Origin of the sequence: Natrinema pellirubrum DSM 15624 (assembly GCF_000230735.2) — an archaeon.
GTDB classification, from domain to species: domain Archaea; phylum Halobacteriota; class Halobacteria; order Halobacteriales; family Natrialbaceae; genus Natrinema; species Natrinema pellirubrum.
Map to the genome: position 1 here is coordinate 1,078,771 of NC_019962.1, position 17,216 is coordinate 1,095,986.

The window sequence follows — 17,216 nt, forward strand, 5'->3', positions numbered from 1 at the left end:
ACTAGAAATCAGTGAGTCCGGTCTGTGTCGGTTCCGCCGTGGATCCGTCCGCTTGCTCTCCCGGTGATGCAGTCTCGGTCGGGGCCGCCGCGATCGCCTCGTAGACCGCGGCCAGTTCGCGAACGTCCGCCTCGCAGTACCGGCGGGCGGCCGTCCAGTCGATGGTCGCCTCCTCCGATCCGGATCCCCCGTCCGCACTACTCGAGCCCTCGAGCAGCCGCCGGAGCCGCTCGGCGAGCGTCTTGCCGTCGAGCGCGGCCGCGGCCCCCGTTCGGTCCCGGCCCAGTGCGGCGGCTACGTCCTCGAGCCGGTTCGTTCGGCCCGGCAGGACGGCATTGTCCCGGCGGACCGCCCAGTCGTAGGGATCGTACGTCGAAACGTGATCGTGCCAGTACGCGCGGTACTCGGGCGCGTAGCGGGCGATAAAGCGCTCGAGGTGTTCGTAATCGAACCCGTGGCCGTTCCACGCGACCAGCGAGGGGGCATCGTACTCGGCGGCCAGCCACGAGACGAACTCGCGGGTCGCTTGTCCGGGGTCCTCGCGGGACGGCTCGGTATCGACGAAGTCGACGTACGCTTCTCGGTTGGGATCGTAGACGCCGATCAACCAGACGATCGTCGGCCGGAGCCCGTCGGTTTCGATGTCGACGAACAGCGGGGTCGCGTCGCCGGTCGGCGGGAGTGGCTCCGCCGTCGTCCGGACGACACGGCCGTCGGCGAGCGCTCGCGCGCTGTGGACGATCTTGCGGGCCGTCGACGGGCCGATCCCATCGATCGAGGACAGTTCCGTCGCGGACGCCGCGGCGACGGCCGCGCGCGTCTCGTAGCCGTTCTCTCGGAGCCGCCGGGCTATCGTCGGACCGACGCCCGACAGCGCCCCCAGTCCGAACCTGTCGGCCGGGACCGACGACACCGCGATCGAGCCGGTTCGACCGCAGGTGAGGCAGGCGAGTTCGGCCGCCCCCGACCGTTCCAGCGGAGCGACCCCGCGGATCGGCAACCGGACCGGCTCACCGTTGACCGTCGTTTCCCAGACGTGGTCGTAGCTCGCTGTGAGCGCGCCGGTTAGAAACGTCGTCTCTCGGTTCGAGCGAGCGCGGTAGCGGCCGATCGCCTCGCGGCCGGCGAGCGTTGCCTCGAGCGCGACGGCGTCGGTCGTCGGCTCGAGGTCGTCACAGACGACGTAGTCGGCGGGTGGCGCATCCGCCAGCAGGGACGCTGACGATGCGAAGACGAACGAGGTCCCCGCGACGGTTTCGGTCCGGCTCTCCGCGGGGCCGACAGCGGCGACGACGGGACAGTCGGCGGCCCGTCGGACCCGGCTCACGACGCGGACGTCCGACGACTCCCGAACGACGTAGACGAGGTCCGGACCGAAGTACGCGAGGGCGTCGCGGACCGCCGCCTGGTCCAGGTCGGCGACGGCGTTACAGCGGAGCGCAAGCAGATCCGCCCCCTCGTCGTCGGGCATAGGAGAGGCATGCGAGCGAGCGGGCATAAGGGTTCTCGGACGTGGGGCGGACCTTGGGAGCCGGTCAGTCGGCGTCGACTGCTTCGGGAACGTTCGACTCGAGGAAGTCGGTGACTGCATCGCCGCCCTGGAATCCGTCGGCCAGTCGTGCGGTCTCCTCGCCGTCCTCGAACAGGATTAGAGTCGGTACCGATCGGATATCGAACCGATCGACGAGGCCGATGTCGTCGCCGGGATTGACCATCCCGATCGAGACATCGGTTGCGCGAGCGACGTTGCCGAGGACCGGTTCCATCGCCTGACACAGCGCACAGCCGCTCGTGTAGAACTCCACGAGCGCGACGTCGTGACTCGCCACGAACTCGTCTACGTCGTCGCCGGTCTCGAGCTGACGCGGTTTACTGGTCACGGCCATACCCGGGGTACGCGACGGTCGCTGAAACCCCTGACGGACGGCGAAACCTCGAGCGACGGTCGCGTCGGATGGCCACGCGACTGTCCGGTGTGAACGCGTCTCATTTCGAACGTGCGGAGACGTTGTCGCGGGCCGGATTCATCGTTTCGCTGTATTGTGTGAACGCTGCACGGAGTGTAACTTTATGCGTCGGTCCTGTACCCACGCTCGATGACCCGGCCCACAACTGCCCACGACGACGGCACGTCGACACTGAGGAAGGTGACGCTGTTTTGCTGGGAGTGTGATCACTCGAGTCCGATCGACGGCGACTGGGTGTTCCAGTCGCGAAAGCGTTGCGTCGCGTACGTCTGTCCGGAGTGTGAGACGACGCTCACGAAGCGACCGCGCCGGACGGATCGGTCACGTGAGCGGCCGTCGTCCGAACCAGTGGCAGCGTGGGAGCGGGCGGTTCGAACGCCGGTGACGGTCCGGCACCTGCTCGAATCCAAGCAGTCCACCTTCTGATGTTTCTCGGACCAGCACCTGATCTCGGTACTGATTGCCGGCGGCTGGGACGCGGCCGCTCCACAACTATTCAATTTCATCGCCGTCTTCCTGCCGATGTCAGCCACCCACCGAATATTGCCTATTATAATCGACGTACGGACACTTTTTGCTACATTTGCGTATATTCGCCCACAACAGTAGAGCTTTAATAGTAGAATCCGTTGGCATAGGCGAGCAGAAGATGACGAACGGGAACCTAACCGCTACCGAAGAGGAGGTACTGGACGAAATCGAGGCGAAAGACATCGACTTCCTTCGCCTGCAGTTTACCGACATTCTGGGAACTGTCAAGAACGTCTCCGTGCCGGCTCGACAGGCCGAGAAGGCCTTCACCGAGGGAATCTACTTCGACGGCTCCTCGATCGAGGGGTTTGTCCGCATTCAGGAATCGGACATGCGGCTCAAGCCCGACCCCGAGACGTTCGCGGTCCTGCCGTGGCAAAACCGCGAGGACGGGGCCTCGGCCCGGATGATCTGTGACGTCATCGACACCTCGACGGGTGAACCCTTCGAGGGCGACCCGCGCCGCGTCCTCAAGAACACCCTCGAGCGCGCCGACGAGATGGGATACACCGTCAACGCCGCGCCCGAACCGGAGTTCTTCCTGTTCGAGGAAGACGAGGACGGCCGCGCCACGACCGAGACCGGCGATCACGGCGGCTACTTCGACCTCGCGCCGAAGGACCTCGCCAGCGACGTTCGCCGCGACATCATCTACGGCCTCGAGGAGATGGGCTTCGAGATCGAAGCGAGCCACCACGAGGTCGCTAAGGGCCAACACGAGATCAACTTCGAGTACGACGACGCGCTTGCGACGGCCGACAACGTCGGGACCTTCCGAACGGTCGTCCGCGCGATCGCCGCCCAGCACGGCCAGCACGCCACCTTCATGCCCAAGCCGATCCCGCGCATCAACGGCTCGGGGATGCACACACACCTCTCGCTGTTCGAGGACGGCGAGAACGCCTTCCACGACGAGGACGGCCAGTTCGATCTCTCGGAGACCGCACAGTCATTTATCGCCGGGATCCTCGAACACGCACCGGCGATCACGGCCGTCTCGAACCCGACTGTCAACAGCTACAAGCGACTGGTGCCGGGCTACGAAGCGCCGGTCTACGTCGCGTGGTCCGACCGTAACCGCTCGGCGCTGATCCGCAAGCCGGCCGCACGGGTTCCGGCGGCCTCGCGCATCGAGGCGCGCTTCCCCGATCCGTCCTGTAACCCGTATCTCGCGCTCGCGGCGCTCATCAGCGCCGGCCTCGACGGGATCGAACGCGACCTCGAGTGTCCCGACCCGATTCGGGAGAACATCTACGAGTTCGACGAGGCAAAACGCGAGGAGTACGGCATCGACACGCTGCCGACCAACCTCGGCGAAGCCGTCGAGGCCCTCGAGGAGGACGAGGTCATCTACGAGACGCTCGGCGACCACGTCGGGCCGAAGTTCGTCGAGGCCAAGAGCCAGGAGTTCGAGGACTACCTCGTCGACGTCTCCCAGTGGGAGATCGACCGCTACCTCGAGACCTTCTGATACGGTTTGCTGTCCCGATGTCCCGGTGGGACCGCGACCGTCCTGCGGTCCCACCAGTACTGACGGACAGGAGACCGTCTGAACCGGCGACCGCGACGGCACACCGAGAAACCGATTTCCGTCCCGCCAGTCGTCAGTCAGCCGACGCTCCCGTCTCCGTGGCTCGTCGTCGCCCGCTCAGTTCGCGACGATGTAGGCCGACTCCCGTTTTTCGACGTGGCCGGCGTCGACCAGCGAGTGCAACACGCTCAGGACGTTGATCTTCTTCATCGCCAGTATCTCTCCGACTTCCTCGATCGTCGCGCCTTCCGCCACCTCGAGGTAGAGGTACACCAACTTCGCACGGGCCGACTCGAGGTCGTCCGGAACCGGATCGAGCGTCTTTTGCCGCTGCGTCTGTGAGACCATTGTCACTCTCAGCGACCTCGTTCGTGTATATAAATACACACGTAATTGGGGTACTAATGGATACTAGGACCTGATATGCGTCGTGACACCGCGTCGCTGCCCGGTCCCGACGACCGCCTCGACGGAACGACGAGTTTTACGGACCGCCGGTTCCCAGCAGCGAGTATGACCGCGGACGAGCGGCCGACCCCGCCGACGGAGTTGGACCGCGTTGGCCACGAGGCACTCGACGAACTCGCGACCCGAGAGCCGGTGGCGCTTCGCGCGGCGAGTGCGTACCTCGAGGAACTGGCGGCGTGGAAGGAAAGCGACGACGAAGACGGCCCGTCTCCGGACGACGGTGGGCCGGCCACGTACCCCGACGGCGTCCCCGAACGCGCGAGCGTCTCGGTGACCGAAATCGCCGGCACCGAGTACTACTATTTCCAGTGGCGCGATGGCGACGAGATCAGATCGGAGACGGTTCGGCGGTAGGCGGCGGTCTCGCCGCGCGGCGACGGCGGCGTCGTTAGTCGGCCGCCGGGGCGGACTCGAGGACCCGCGTGAGCGCGTCCGCGACCCGGTCTGGGTGTGCCACCGTCGCCGTGGCACACCGGATCGGGAGCGGCCACGGAAGCCCGCGTTCGATCTCGAGTCGGTCGGCAGTGAGATCGACTGCCCGTAACTGCGATCGGGGCACGAACTGGTAGTTGATCGTTCTCGACCGGTGGACACACAGCCCGCTTTCGAACAGCGTGTAGGTCCGGGGCCGGCCGGCGGTGATCGCCTGTCCGATGAGGGCACCGCCGAACGCGGGTAGCGGATTGACACTCGGCTCGAGGGCGAAGACGAGTGCGAACCCGACGACGAGGAGGCTGCACCCGAGAACGAACTCGCCAGCGCGGAGCAGCCGCCGATACCGGCGGTCCGGCCGGGCGTGCCACTCGGCCAGTACCGACTCCCGTTCGTGGAGTGCGGTGACGTGGCGGTTTATCGTGACCAGATAGGCGACTGCGCCGCCGAGACTGAAGACGAAGACCTCCACGACCCACTCGCGGAGCCACGGCTCGAGGCCGCGCACGCCGACCGCTGGGAGGATCGGGACGACGACGGCTCCGGCCACGATCACCGCGACCGGGAGGGCGTACAACCGCGTTCGGACGAGTGTCGTCGCGAGCGCGGACCGCGTATGGCACCAGCCGGCCGCGATCAGCCCGGCACACGCCCCGATCGCGACGGGCCACAACGCCGTGTACGCCGCGCCGAGGACGCGGCTGGTCGCACACAGCGTGAGTGCCCCGACGTATCCGCCGAGGACGATCGAGAAGAACGCAGCCGATGGCGTCCGGAGGGACATATCCCTCGTTGGGTCTCTCTCGCCAAAATAGCTTTTAATTGAAACGTTTCGGTCGGATCGTAGGGGGTCCCGCCGTCGAATCAGACCGACTCGTAGGGACCGAGCCGGGTCCCGTCGAGCAGGTACGCCTCGCCGTCGGCCAGCCCCGCGGGAAGGAACGGCGAGAGAAACGACTGGCCGGCGACGTTGGTCCACGTCCCGCCGACCAGTTCGTTGAACGCGGGGATCACGACGGCTCGCGGCGGCTCGGCCGCCCCCTCGAGCCACGACACGCCCTCGTATTCCGACCGGTCGCGAAACGGGTCGGGGGCGAGTCGCCCCCGCAGCCACGCTCGCTCGACGCGGCTCCCGCCGACCTCGTCCTCGAGTCTGACACAGGGGTGTTCGTGTCCCAGACAGACCACGTCGCTCTCGAGGACGGCCCGCGAGGGCCAGGTGTGGCCGTGACAGACGCCGACGTCGCCGATGGCGACGCCCGCGCCGGCGACGATCTCGACCGTCGCAGCGACGTCGTCGCTCTCGCCGAGCCACGTCTCGATCCGTCCGTCGTGGTTGCCCTTGACGACGGTGACAGCGAGGTCGCTCGGGAACGACTCGAACAGCACCTCGAGTTCGCCGCGTTCGGCCCCGCCCGGCTCGCCGATCGAGTGCATCAGGTCGCCACAGATGACCAGTCGATCGGGTCGAGTCCGCTCGACCAGGGCAGCGAGACGCTCCCGGCGGTCCGGGGCCTGACTGGGGACGTCGACACCGCGCTCGTACCGCAACGCCGCCTCGTAGCCGGCGTGGTAGTCGGCAACGAGCAGGGCCCGCTCGCTGCCGATCGTCGCGGTCGCGGCCGGTTCGTTGGGGACGGGTTCGACGAGCGGTCGGGCCGTCGACCCCGAGCCGCGGCGGGGATCGTCACGCATCCGTTCGCGATCAGATCGCCTTCAGCGTCTCGTCGTCGGGTTCGTAACACTGTCCGCCCATCAGCGCGTCCTGAATGGCCTCCTCGACGTCCTCGGGGGCGGCTCCGGTGTCGTCGGCGACTGCCTCGACCAGTTCCGTCCGGTCGGCCCCGTCGCCGTCGTCGAGTTCCTCCATCGTCTCCACGACGTAGTCCTCGAGGTCGACGTCGTCGGCCGGTTCGGCGTCGCTCTCGGTGTCGTCCGTTTCGGCTGCCGCCTCGTCGGTCGACTCGTCTGCCGTCACCGCCGCCTCCGGCTCGGCGTCGGTCTCCGACGCGTCGCTCGCGTCGTCGGCCTCGAGACCGGATTCGGGCGGTGCGCCGAGTCCGTCGTCGGCGTCGGAGTCGCCCGCTTCGGCGGTCGCGGACTCCGCGTCGGCGTCGTCGGGTTCCGGCGCGTCCGCGGGGTCGTCGGTCGGTTCGTCCGGCTCGGGAACATCGATCTCCGCCTCGCCGGGCTCCTCGACCTGGCTGCCGGTCGTAAACTCCGCGCCGAACTCCTCCTCGAGCTGTTCGCGCTCCTCGTCGTCCATCTCGTACATCCCGCCGTCGTCCATCTCGCCGGCGTCGAAGTCGCCGAGGTCGTCCCCGTCGTCGGCCGACGCTCCGTCGGTAGTGGCGGGAGTCGTCTCGGCTTCCGATTCGCGGTCGGTTGCGTCGTCCCCTGCCTCGAGCGAGTTGGTATCGGACTCGGCGTCGCCGACTGCCTCCGCATCCGTCTCAGCCTCTGCAGGCTCGTCGTCCGCCGAGACGGCCACCCCTTCGGCGGCCGAGTCGGCGTCCGCCGCCGGGTCAGGATCGGCCGTCGTCTCGTCGGGTTCGGGGTCGATCGCGGCGGCCGCGGTTCCGGGCTCGGTTTCGGTCGCCGTTCCCGCCGCGGAGCCCGAGTGTGCATCGTCGGGATCGGTTGCCGCCCCGCTCCCGCCGGCCGTCGCTGCCATCGGTTCCGCCGGTTCGGACTCGAGCGCGTCGGCATCGATGCCGTCGAGATCGGCCAGCGACTCGAAGGAGACGTCGTACTCGGGACTCGTGGCGTCGGGCGCGAGGTCGAGCCCGCTCACCTGATCGCGCTCGCCGGCGACGACCTCGCAGGCCTCGAGGGCGCACTCGCGAAGCGCCGCCAGATACGCCGGCGTCGTGCCGTAGTGATCCTGTGCGAGCGGGATCCCCGCTGCCAGCCCGGGTTCGACGCCGGCCTCGAGCAGTGCGTCGGTCAGGTCCTCGCCGTCCGCGTCTCGCGCCTCCGCCGCTCGACTATCCGCGGACCGTGGCTCCGCGCCGGCCGCGCCGGCGTAGGTACCGATCCGCTCGAGGGTCTGTTCGGCCGCGCTGACGACCCAGCGGTCCCGAGTGTCGGCATCGACCGTGGCGATGCTCTCGGGGCGCAGGGAGGTGTAAACCTGGTCGCCGTCCTCGGGCTGGAAGGTCCGTGCCTTGCCGGTCACCGCGACGAATTCGGGCGGCTCGACTCCCTCGAGGAAGGCCAGTTCGTCGGGCTGGTACTGGCCGGCGTAGACGACGAACGCGCCGGTCGGGTCGACGACGCGGGCCCGAACCATCTCCTCGTTGACCGACGTGACCTCCGTGAGGGTACCGACCGCGAAGACGCGGTTGAGCCGCGCGCCGGTCGGCGAGATCACGTAGTTCGGGGCCCGCTCCTCGTCGCTCTCGGCGTAGGACAGCGAGGCGTCGTCGTACTCGGCCGCGAACAGGCGGTAGGCGATCTCCCGTCCGGGGACCTCCTCGTCGTCGTTCGCGCTCATGCGTCCACCTCCTCGAGGAAGGCCGTCGCACGCGCGGCCGGATCGTCGTCGCTCTCCTCGAACGTCTCGGCGTCTAGGTTCGCGCCGTACTCGTCGACCGAGAGGTGTCCACGCACGCGGTATTCACGTCCGACGATGCGCTCGCGGATTCGGTCCGCGACGACCTCCTGGTCCATCGCCTCGCGGGCCTGTTCGAGGGCATCCTCGAGGGTGCCGCCGTAGACCCGCTCGGTGAGTTCGTCGTCGAGGACGACGGTGACGGTACCGGTCCCGTCGTCGAGGATCGCCTTGACGCGCAGGTCGTCGATCCCGTCGACGTCGCCGTGGGTCCGGCACTGCCCCTTCTGGACGACCCGATAGCATTCGGGACAGCGCTGGATGAGCCCGGAGCCGTCACGGACCGCGAGCAGGTTCCCCACGACCTCGACGTCGTAGATACCGCCGGTTCCGACGGCATCGGCGACGTCCATCGTCGAGGTATCGCTCCCGACCTCGATCCGTCGATCGAGTGCGGTGACCGTCGAGAACTCCGAGACGTTGACTTCGGGGACGCCACGGAACTCCTGAACGTAGGCGTTCTCGATACGAACCGTCCCGCCGTCCTCGATCTCCGGCGCAGGGTCCCAGTTCGTGAACGGGAGGCGGCCGCTCTCGTCGCCGAAGACGCCGCTCAGGATATCGGTCTCGCCGTCGCGGCCGTCGATCGTCTTGCGCTCGCACTCGAGGACGTCGACCTCGATACTGACTGCGCGATCGCCGGTCCGGAGGTCGGCCAGCTGTGCCTCGCCGCCGACCTCGTAGGGGACGTCGAGCGACTCCGAATCGACCGACAGCGACGTACTCTCGCCGAGGTTGAGTTCGGGTTCGCCGTCCCACTCGCGGACGCCGGCGTTGCCCGCGGTGATCGTCTCGCCCGGCTCGAGGCCGAAGTCCTCCCAGGCGGTGTAGTCGATGACGCCGGACTCGTCGGCCAGTCGCCCCTCTACGATGACGTGGTCGTCACCCTGATAGCGGATCGACCGCTCGCCGGCCGTCAGCACGACGCCCGTGACGGTGACGTTGCTGTCGTCGGGCGTGATGTCGGCGATGTCCTTCGCCGACGGTGTGCCGCCACCGCCGCCGGAGTCGTCGCCGTACTTCCGTCGGAGGCTCTGTTTGGCCTCGTCGACCGGCACGCTGTACTCCACCAAGTTCTGCAGGTCGTCTTTGACCTCCTCTTTGTCAACACCGAGGTCGGAGGCGAGATCCTCGGCATGATCGTCGAGTTCCATCGTTTTCCTTTGGAGGTGGGGCTTAAAAAGCGTTCCCGGAGGAGGGCGGAAGTGAATCCGTCCCGGTTCCGAAACGCACGGTCAGTACGGGGCTCAGCGTCGTATCTCGGGCCGATCAACTGGCGTGCGGTGGCGCGCGCTGTCGGCCGCCGAACGCCAGTGAGGTCGGTCGACGACACTGTGCGAGGGATGAGTGAGCGACTGGAAGGAGAGAACGTTACGCGGGACCAGAGGTCCCGTGAACCATGCAAACGGGTGCTACGCACCCGTGAGCAGCAATCGGCTGGGGAGGGCGTGGCTACTCCCTGTTGCCACGATCGCAGGACACTCCCTCCCGTCTATTCACATCTACTGCTTCCTTCACTCGGTCAGCAGAATGACTATCACGGACATCGGAACGATAGCAGGCGATACGAGCGAACTATCAGGGCCGGGGTGCGGCCTTCTGCAGCGCCGTCTCGGCGATGTTCCCGCCGTAGTCGGCGCTCCGCGAGAGCGAGTCGACGATCAGCCCCAGCGACTGGGCCTGTACCGGCTCGAGGTCCCGTAGCATGTCGTCGATCTGGCGGGTGTGTTCGTCGATCTCGAGGACGGCCTCGCGGGCGTCGTGACCCAATCGGTTCGCCTCCTCGGTCCCGTCGGCAAACAGCGCGTCCATCGCCTTCTCCAACACCGTCGCGGCGTCGGTTCGCAGTTCCTCGAGTGCCTCGGCGACCGGCTCGGGGATCTCACCGAGTTTGAGCGCGATGTTGCTGATCTTGGCCGCGTGGTCGGCGACGCGCTCGAGTTGCCGGGCGCTCGAGTGGAAGTCGAAGCAGTCCTCGCGGGGGACCCCGAGTTCCTCGGCGGCCCGCGGCGATCGAAGGGTGGCACGGAAGATCCGCGAGACGACCAGCCAGAGCCGATCGACGTCGTCGTCGCGCTCGATGACGTCGTGGGCGATGTCGTCGTCGTCCTCGATCAGCGCCCGCACGGCGTCCTCGAGCATCGATTGGGCGATCAGGCGCATGCGCGTGACGGCGTTGACGATCGAGAGTTCCGAGGAATCGAGCAGGTCCTGAATCACGACGCTATCGGTCGTCTCCTCTAAGACCTCGACGCCGACCAGCCCCTGCGTGGCGTCCCGGATCGCCCGTCGCTGGTCCGTCGTGATCCGGCCGGCCTCGAGCCTGATAATGTCGAAACCGCTGACGTACATCGTCATCACGGCCCGGGTCAGGCGCTCGCCCTCGAGGTTCGAAATGTCGAGGCTCCCCTCCTGTCGTTCAGTGTCGCTCTGCGGGGTCAACAAGAGCGCGTCGTCTTCGGGATAGAACTCGACGGTCGTCCCGGCGCTGACGTCGTTTTCCGTCGCCCACGTTTTGGGGAGCGAGACCGTGTACGTCGAGCCGCCGGTCACCTGGACCTTTCGCGTCTCCATACGGTGGGCTTCGGCCGCTCGGGCATAAATATACGCGGATCTATAGAGCGCCGTTGGTGGCCCATAGAACGGCGATTCAGCGCCGTCTAATCCCGGGGATACGAACGACAGATGAACGCGAACGGGACCGCCCGGTAGTGAACGCGATCAGTATATAGAGACAGGTGGCAGCCTGGTCGCCGCTCCGTGAACGGCGTCCCCTCGAGCAGGTCGGTGGGATCGGTGGGGACACGAGTCGATCGCGGTGGTCCCAGGGGCCGTCACACCGACCGTCGCCCGACGAATTCCGAACTGGTATTCTCCTGGCCCATATGCCCGCAGCGACGAATTCGCGTCGATGGCTGCGATCGTTCGACGACGTGATCGACTCCGGTTCGCCGTCTCGATACCGCGCGCCGACCCTCCCGCTGCCGACGAAATAGGACTATATAGAGATATGTGATCACTGACGCATATATATGGTTCATAGCATCCCTTTTTTATACTCCTTCGAATCACTCACGTGATGGCAGACAACCAGTTCGGACGCGACGCAGTATCGCGACGGAAGTTCATCGCCGCGACCGGCGCCGCCGGGACGGCCGTGATCGCAGGATGCAGCGATACGAGCAGCGGAAACGGCGACGACGAACTCTCGGGGGAAGTCATCGTCAAGGGGTCGAGTACCGTCTTCCCTATCTCCGACGCGATGGCCGAACGGTTCATGGAGGAGAACCCGCAGGTCAACGTCACGACCGACTCGACCGGGAGCGGCGGCGGCTTCGAGAACCACTTCTGTCCCGGGGACGCCGACATCAACGGCGCATCGCGCCGGATCAAACCTGAAGAGGAGGACCACTGCGCCGACAACGACGTCACGCCGATCGAGATGCACGTCGCGGGCGACGCGCTCACGGTGGCCGTCAGTCCCGACAACGACTGGGTCGACAGCATGACCTTCGACCAACTGGCACAGATCTGGAGCGACGACAGCGTCACCACGTGGTCCGACGTCGAGTCCGACTGGCCCGACGAAGAAATCGAGCTCTACGGCCCCGACACCACCTCAGGGACCTACGACTGGTTCACCGAGAACGTCAACGGCGGTAGCCACCGAACCGAGTACGAGGGCACCGAGGACGACAACACCATCATTCAGGGTCTCGAGAACAGCCCGTACGCGATGGGATACTTCGGCTACGCCTACTACAGCGAAAACGAGGACCGCGTCAAGGCCCTCGAGATCGCGGAAAGCGAAGGCGACGACCCCGCCGCCCCAAGTCTGTCGGCGGCCAGCGAGGGCACCTATCCGCTGGCCCGACCGCTGTTCATCTACCCCGCCGAGGGGGCGCTCGAGCGCGATCCGGTCTACGAGTTCGTGAACTTTTACCTCGAGAACTCGAGCGCCGACTGGATCGCCGACGACGTCGGCTACGTCCCGTCGAACCAGGACATGGTCGACGAGAACATGAGCGCGCTCGAGGACGCAGCGGGCGAGTAACGCGAACGCCGACCGATTTTTCGGAGGTAACCGAATAGAAAATGAGTGACACATCAATGGAAGCCGATCTCACGCGATCGGCGAACGGACGAATTGCAAAGGAACGGTTGTACCACGGGTTGTTGTTCTGCTGTGCGGCACTGACGGTCTTCGTGACGCTCAGTATCGTCGCGACGCTGGCGATCGACGCCGTCGAATTCTTTAGCCGCGTCAATCCCCTGGACTTCTTCACCGGCACGGAGTGGGTCCTGCGGAGCGACAACCCGATTCTCGGTATCCTGCCGCTGGTATCCGCCACGCTCATCGTGACGATCGTCTCGGCGCTCGTCGCGATCCCGATCGGCACGGCGGCCGCGGTCTATCTGAGCGAGTACGCGAGCGATCGGATGCGATCGGTACTGAAACCGGCTCTCGAGATCCTCGCGGGAATCCCGACCGTCGTCTACGGCTTTTTCGCGCTGGTGTACCTGACGCCGTGGCTCCAGCGGGCGGGGCTCGACCTGAGCCTGTTTAATCTGCTTTCCGCCTCGGTCATGGTCGGCATCATGATCATCCCGATGGTCTCCTCGATCAGCGAGGACGCGATGAGCGCGGTGCCCGATTCCCTGCGGCAGGCGGGATACGGCCTCGGTGCCACGAAGTTCGAGGTCTCGACGAAGATCGTTATCCCGGCGTCGATCTCGGGGATCTTCTCCTCGTACATCCTGGCGCTCTCGCGGGCGATCGGCGAGACGATGATCGTCGTCGTGGCCGGCGGCAGTCAGGCCCGAATGTTCAACCCCTCCGAGCCGTTCGCGAACCTCCTCAACTCCGGACAGACGATGACCGCTGCCATGGTGCAGGCGGTGACGACGGACCTGTCGGGCGGAACCGCCGGCTACTACTCGATGTTCGCGATCGGGCTGACGCTCTTCGCCATTACGTTCAGCATGAACCTACTCAGCAACCGCATCGCCGCTCGATACAGGGAGGAATACCAATGAACCGAACGATTACTGCGAACGCCACGGCCACACCGGGGGTGTGTCGCTGATGGCGACGACCGACGAGTCGACGGGTGCCTGGTTCGGTGCGGACGGACAGGTGAGCCAGCTCCGCGGGCTGTTGTTCAAAGCCGGCTGCCTCGGTGCGACGCTGCTCACGCTGTTCCTCGTGTTCGTCTTTCTCGTTTACGTGGCGGTCGACGCGATAGAACCGGGGACGGCCGATCCGGCCTGGTGGGCAACGGTCGTCGCGACCGTCGCGCTCCCGGCGGTCGTCCTCTCGCTCTACTACTATCGCTCCGAGCCGCGGGCGGGTGAAGTCGCGTACACGGCGCTCGGACTGCCCGTCGCCGCGGCGCTGCTCGCCGGCGGCGTCGGTATCGTCTTCAGACACATCGTCAGCCCACACGAATGGCTCGCGCTCGTGATCGCTGCGATCATCGCCTACGGTGCGCTCGAGGTCCACGGCCGAACTCGGGACGCCGGTGCACTCGAGCGGGGTGCGGTCGGCGTGGTCGTTCTCGGACTGACGATCGTCGGGGTTCCCGGACTCGTCCCGAGCCTCCGTGCGTTGATCCTGTCGCTCCCGGTTCTCCCGATGGCACCCCTGTCGCTACTGGGAACGTTCGTGGTGCCGGTCGGGATAGCGGTCGGCTGGTACGTCCGTCGCGCCCGTGAGAGCCAGCGTGCGGGGTCGATTGCCGCCGGGGCCACGATCGCCGCGGCCGCTCTCGGCGTCGTGGCCGGGCCGCTTGCGGGTGTCTCCTGGACGACGTGGCTCATCCTGACGACGGTCGTCGGCGTTCCCGTCGGGCTATACGTCGAACGGGTTTTCAGCGGCGGCGAGGGCGTCTCCGGACTCGCGCTGCCGCTCGTCATCGCGGCCGGCGTCGTCGCCTGTGCCGTCGTCGTTGACGCGGCCGGATTCGCCGGCCCGAACGTCTGGCTCGACTGGGAGTTCCTGACCGCCGCTCACAGTCGGACACCGCGGGAGGCCGGCATCTATCCCGCGCTCGTCGGGTCGGTGATGATGATCATCGTCGTCGCGATCGCGGCGTTCCCGGTCGGCGTCGGTGCGGCGATCTATCTCGAGGAGTACGCGCCGAGCGGCGGACTGCTCGGATCGGTCGTCGAACTCATCGAGATCAACATCGCGAACCTCGCCGGGGTCCCGTCGGTGGTCTACGGACTGCTCGGCTTGGCGCTGTTCGTCAAGGCCGGCGCGCTGCAGCCCGGGATCGTCATCGTCGGCGGATTGACGATCGCGCTGCTGATCCTCCCGATCGTCATCGTCTCCGCACAGGAGGCGATCCGGGGGGTACCCGACTCCCAGCGACAGGCGGCCTACGGGATGGGCGCGACGAAGTGGCAGACGGTCCGAACAGTCGTTCTGCCGCGGGCGATGCCCGGGATCCTCACGGGGACGATCCTCGCGCTTGGCCGCGCCATCGGCGAAACGGCACCGTTGTTGATGGTCGGCGTCGCGGCGGTCGTCCGGATCTCGCCGACCTCGTTCTTCGGACTGTTCAGCGCGATGCCGCGACAGCTCTACTCGTGGGCACAGTTAGCCAAACCGGACTTCTACCACGGCGTCCTCGCGGCCGGGGTCCTCGTGTTGCTCATCGTCTTGCTGATGATGAACGGCACCGCAATCTTGCTGCGAAACAAGTACCAGAGGCGCGATTGAAATGACTCGAAACGATACACGAAACGTCGACGACGGTGACGAACAGCGAACGAACAGCAGCGGAACGGCGGTCTCCGAACCGACCGCGGGGACCGACGCGACGAGCGGATCACTACTCGATGCCTCGCTCGACGTCGAGGGTGGCTCCGTTCCCGCAGGCGCCGACACGGTAATCGAGGCGCGGGATATCGACGTCTTCTACGACGACGCCCAGGCGCTACAGGGTGTCGACATCGAAATCCCCGAAAACGGCGTCACGGCCCTCATCGGTCCATCGGGCTGCGGGAAATCGACATTCCTGCGCACCATCAATCGAATGAACGACCTCATCGACGCCGCTCGCGTCGAGGGTGAACTCCGCTTCGAGGGGAAGAACGTTTACGACGACGACGTCGACCCCGTCGCCCTGCGCCGGAAGATCGGCATGGTCTTTCAGACGCCGAACCCCTTCCCCAAATCGATCCGGGACAACGTCGCGTTCGGACTGGACGTACAGGAGAAGGACGTCGACGTCGACGAGACGGTCCGAACCGCCCTCGAGCGGGCCGCGTTGCTCGAGGAAGTCGAGGACCAGTTGGACTCGAGTGGGCTGGACCTCTCGGGTGGGCAACAACAGCGGCTCTGTATCGCGCGGGCGATCGCGCCGGACCCGGACGTGATCCTGATGGACGAGCCGGCCTCGGCGCTGGATCCGATCGCGACCTCGAAGATCGAGGACTTGATCGAGGACTTGGCCGAGGAGTACACGGTCGTCATCGTCACCCACAACATGCAGCAGGCGGCCCGTATCTCCGATAAGACCGCGGTCTTCCTGACCGGTGGCGAACTCGTCGAGTTCGACGACACCGACAAGATCTTCCAGAACCCCGAGCACGACCGTGTCGAGGACTACATCACCGGCAAGTTCGGGTGATGACCCGCGAGGACTACCGGCACCGCCTCGAGCGGCTCCGCGAGACGGTCGTCTCGATGGGCGATCTCGTTCGCGAGCAACTCGCCGACGGGTTTTCCGCGCTGTTTACGAGCGACCGCGACCTCGCCCGCGAGGTGATCGAGCGGGACCACGCGGTCAACGACCGGTATCTCGAAATCGAACGGGAGTGTCTCGACCTGCTGGCGCTGTACCAACCCGTCGCCGGAGACCTCCGGACCGTCGTCGCCGCGTTCACGATCGTCACCGACCTCGAGCGGGTGGGCGATCTGGCGACCAATCTGGCCGAGTACACGCTCGACGCAACCGGCTCGGATCCGGCGTTGCCGGACGTGGACTTCGAGCGAATCGCCGCGCTGGCACTCGAGCAACTCGAGACCGCGGTTGAGGCGTTCGTCGACGAGGAACCGGCGGCCTGCCGGGCGGTCGCCGAGCGCGACGCGGAACTCGATCGCCGCTGTGTGGCAGTCGCCGAGCGCGTCGTCCGGCGGCTCATCGAGTTGCGTCGCGACGCCGACGACTGCGTCGGGGGCCGATCGCCCGGGGCCGGAAGCGGCGGTCGCCCCGCCGGCCCCCTTCTCGCGGACGTTTCACGAACCCTCGTTGTCGTCCGCGATATCGAACGCGTCGGTGACCACGCGGTCAACGTCGCCGCTCGAACGCTGTATGCCCTCGAGAACGACGCGTCGCTGCTTGCCTGACGGTCGTCTCTATACGGCGATCGACCGAGAGACACGTCACGTCGCCGTCTGATTTTGTCCGCTGTGGGATCCCTACTGACGTAGTTTGCGCGATTCGAACGAATGCATGGGGAATACCGTGACAACGCCACGGCCGACCGAGTCGCCGACGACATCGGCATCAGTGGCCCCGAGACTGCCCACCACCTCTCGCTCGGTTCTCGGCATGACTCGTCTATATATGTCACCTCGACTTCAGCCGAATAGTGGACGGACCGAAGTACCTTCAGGCACCGCTAGATTGGTGGGCGACAACTATTGCCATATGTATGCGTTCGA

Annotated in this window: 16 protein-coding genes; 8 read left to right on the forward strand and 8 right to left on the reverse strand. The window is 66.3% G+C overall.

What is annotated here, in order from left to right; translation table 11 throughout:
* Position 1: 1 nt before the first annotated feature.
* Both NATPE_RS05370 and NATPE_RS05375 read right to left on the reverse strand, forming a co-directional pair.
* On the reverse strand, positions 2-1,471 hold the full coding sequence (locus NATPE_RS05370; RefSeq protein WP_006179779.1) for a ribonuclease H-like domain-containing protein: 1,470 nt from the start codon (positions 1,469-1,471) through the stop codon (positions 2-4).
* 64 nt (positions 1,472-1,535) lie between these two features.
* Entirely contained in the window at positions 1,536-2,024 is a 489-nt protein-coding gene (locus tag NATPE_RS05375; RefSeq protein WP_275040159.1) for a thioredoxin family protein, read from the reverse strand.
* 72 nt (positions 2,025-2,096) lie between these two features.
* Between NATPE_RS05375 and NATPE_RS21025 the strand changes: the two genes are divergently transcribed.
* Positions 2,097-2,393: a hypothetical protein gene (locus NATPE_RS21025; RefSeq protein ID WP_006179777.1), complete on the forward strand. Its 297-nt coding sequence runs from the start codon at positions 2,097-2,099 to the stop codon at positions 2,391-2,393.
* A 223-nt stretch (positions 2,394-2,616) separates the two neighbouring features.
* Positions 2,617-3,969 carry a type I glutamate--ammonia ligase gene (glnA, locus tag NATPE_RS05380; RefSeq protein WP_006179776.1) on the forward strand — a complete coding sequence of 451 codons (1,353 nt, stop codon included), beginning with the start codon at positions 2,617-2,619 and terminating at the stop codon, positions 3,967-3,969.
* Between the two features lie 177 nt (positions 3,970-4,146).
* On the opposite strand, the gene NATPE_RS05385 is transcribed toward glnA, so the two are convergent.
* Positions 4,147-4,377: a MarR family transcriptional regulator gene (locus NATPE_RS05385; protein ID WP_006179775.1), complete on the reverse strand. Its 231-nt coding sequence runs from the start codon at positions 4,375-4,377 to the stop codon at positions 4,147-4,149.
* Between the two features lie 165 nt (positions 4,378-4,542).
* Between NATPE_RS05385 and NATPE_RS05390 the strand changes: the two genes are divergently transcribed.
* A complete protein-coding gene (locus NATPE_RS05390; RefSeq protein WP_015298801.1) occupies positions 4,543-4,851 on the forward strand; it encodes a hypothetical protein in 309 nt (102 codons plus the stop codon).
* A 34-nt stretch (positions 4,852-4,885) separates the two neighbouring features.
* On the opposite strand, the gene NATPE_RS05395 is transcribed toward NATPE_RS05390, so the two are convergent.
* The 5 genes from NATPE_RS05395 to NATPE_RS05415 all read right to left on the reverse strand — a co-directional run bounded on the left by NATPE_RS05395 (position 4,886) and on the right by NATPE_RS05415 (position 11,116).
* Positions 4,886-5,713 carry a hypothetical protein gene (locus NATPE_RS05395; RefSeq protein WP_006179773.1) on the reverse strand — a complete coding sequence of 276 codons (828 nt, stop codon included), beginning with the start codon at positions 5,711-5,713 and terminating at the stop codon, positions 4,886-4,888.
* A gap of 80 nt (positions 5,714-5,793) precedes the next feature.
* Positions 5,794-6,624: a metallophosphoesterase gene (locus NATPE_RS05400; RefSeq protein ID WP_006179772.1), complete on the reverse strand. Its 831-nt coding sequence runs from the start codon at positions 6,622-6,624 to the stop codon at positions 5,794-5,796.
* Between the two features lie 10 nt (positions 6,625-6,634).
* Positions 6,635-8,425, reverse strand: coding sequence for a hypothetical protein (locus NATPE_RS05405; protein WP_006179771.1), 1,791 nt, complete (start codon positions 8,423-8,425; stop codon positions 6,635-6,637).
* Positions 8,422-9,696 carry a Single-stranded DNA binding protein gene (locus NATPE_RS05410; protein WP_006179770.1) on the reverse strand — a complete coding sequence of 425 codons (1,275 nt, stop codon included), beginning with the start codon at positions 9,694-9,696 and terminating at the stop codon, positions 8,422-8,424. Before NATPE_RS05410 ends, NATPE_RS05405 begins: the two co-directional genes overlap by 4 nt.
* Before the next feature lie 424 nt (positions 9,697-10,120).
* Complete coding sequence (locus NATPE_RS05415; protein ID WP_006179769.1) at positions 10,121-11,116, reverse strand: phosphate signaling complex PhoU family protein; 996 nt, start codon at positions 11,114-11,116, stop codon at positions 10,121-10,123.
* A gap of 505 nt (positions 11,117-11,621) precedes the next feature.
* Between NATPE_RS05415 and NATPE_RS05420 the strand changes: the two genes are divergently transcribed.
* Genes NATPE_RS05420 through phoU form a run of 5 tightly spaced genes read left to right on the forward strand, consistent with a single transcriptional unit; the run spans position 11,622 to position 16,898 of the window.
* Positions 11,622-12,596, forward strand: coding sequence for a PstS family phosphate ABC transporter substrate-binding protein (locus NATPE_RS05420; protein ID WP_006179768.1), 975 nt, complete (start codon positions 11,622-11,624; stop codon positions 12,594-12,596).
* A 41-nt stretch (positions 12,597-12,637) separates the two neighbouring features.
* Positions 12,638-13,579 (forward strand): phosphate ABC transporter permease subunit PstC, encoded by a 942-nt coding sequence (pstC, locus tag NATPE_RS05425; protein WP_049804837.1) that lies wholly within the window; start codon positions 12,638-12,640, stop codon positions 13,577-13,579.
* Between the two features lie 49 nt (positions 13,580-13,628).
* Positions 13,629-15,266 (forward strand): phosphate ABC transporter permease PstA, encoded by a 1,638-nt coding sequence (pstA, locus tag NATPE_RS05430; protein WP_006179766.1) that lies wholly within the window; start codon positions 13,629-13,631, stop codon positions 15,264-15,266.
* A gap of 1 nt (position 15,267) precedes the next feature.
* On the forward strand, positions 15,268-16,179 hold the full coding sequence (pstB, locus tag NATPE_RS05435; RefSeq protein WP_015298802.1) for a phosphate ABC transporter ATP-binding protein PstB: 912 nt from the start codon (positions 15,268-15,270) through the stop codon (positions 16,177-16,179).
* Positions 16,179-16,898, forward strand: coding sequence for a phosphate signaling complex protein PhoU (phoU, locus tag NATPE_RS05440; RefSeq protein ID WP_006179765.1), 720 nt, complete (start codon positions 16,179-16,181; stop codon positions 16,896-16,898). The genes pstB and phoU overlap by 1 nt, the downstream gene beginning before the upstream one ends.
* Positions 16,899-17,216 lie beyond the last annotated feature (318 nt).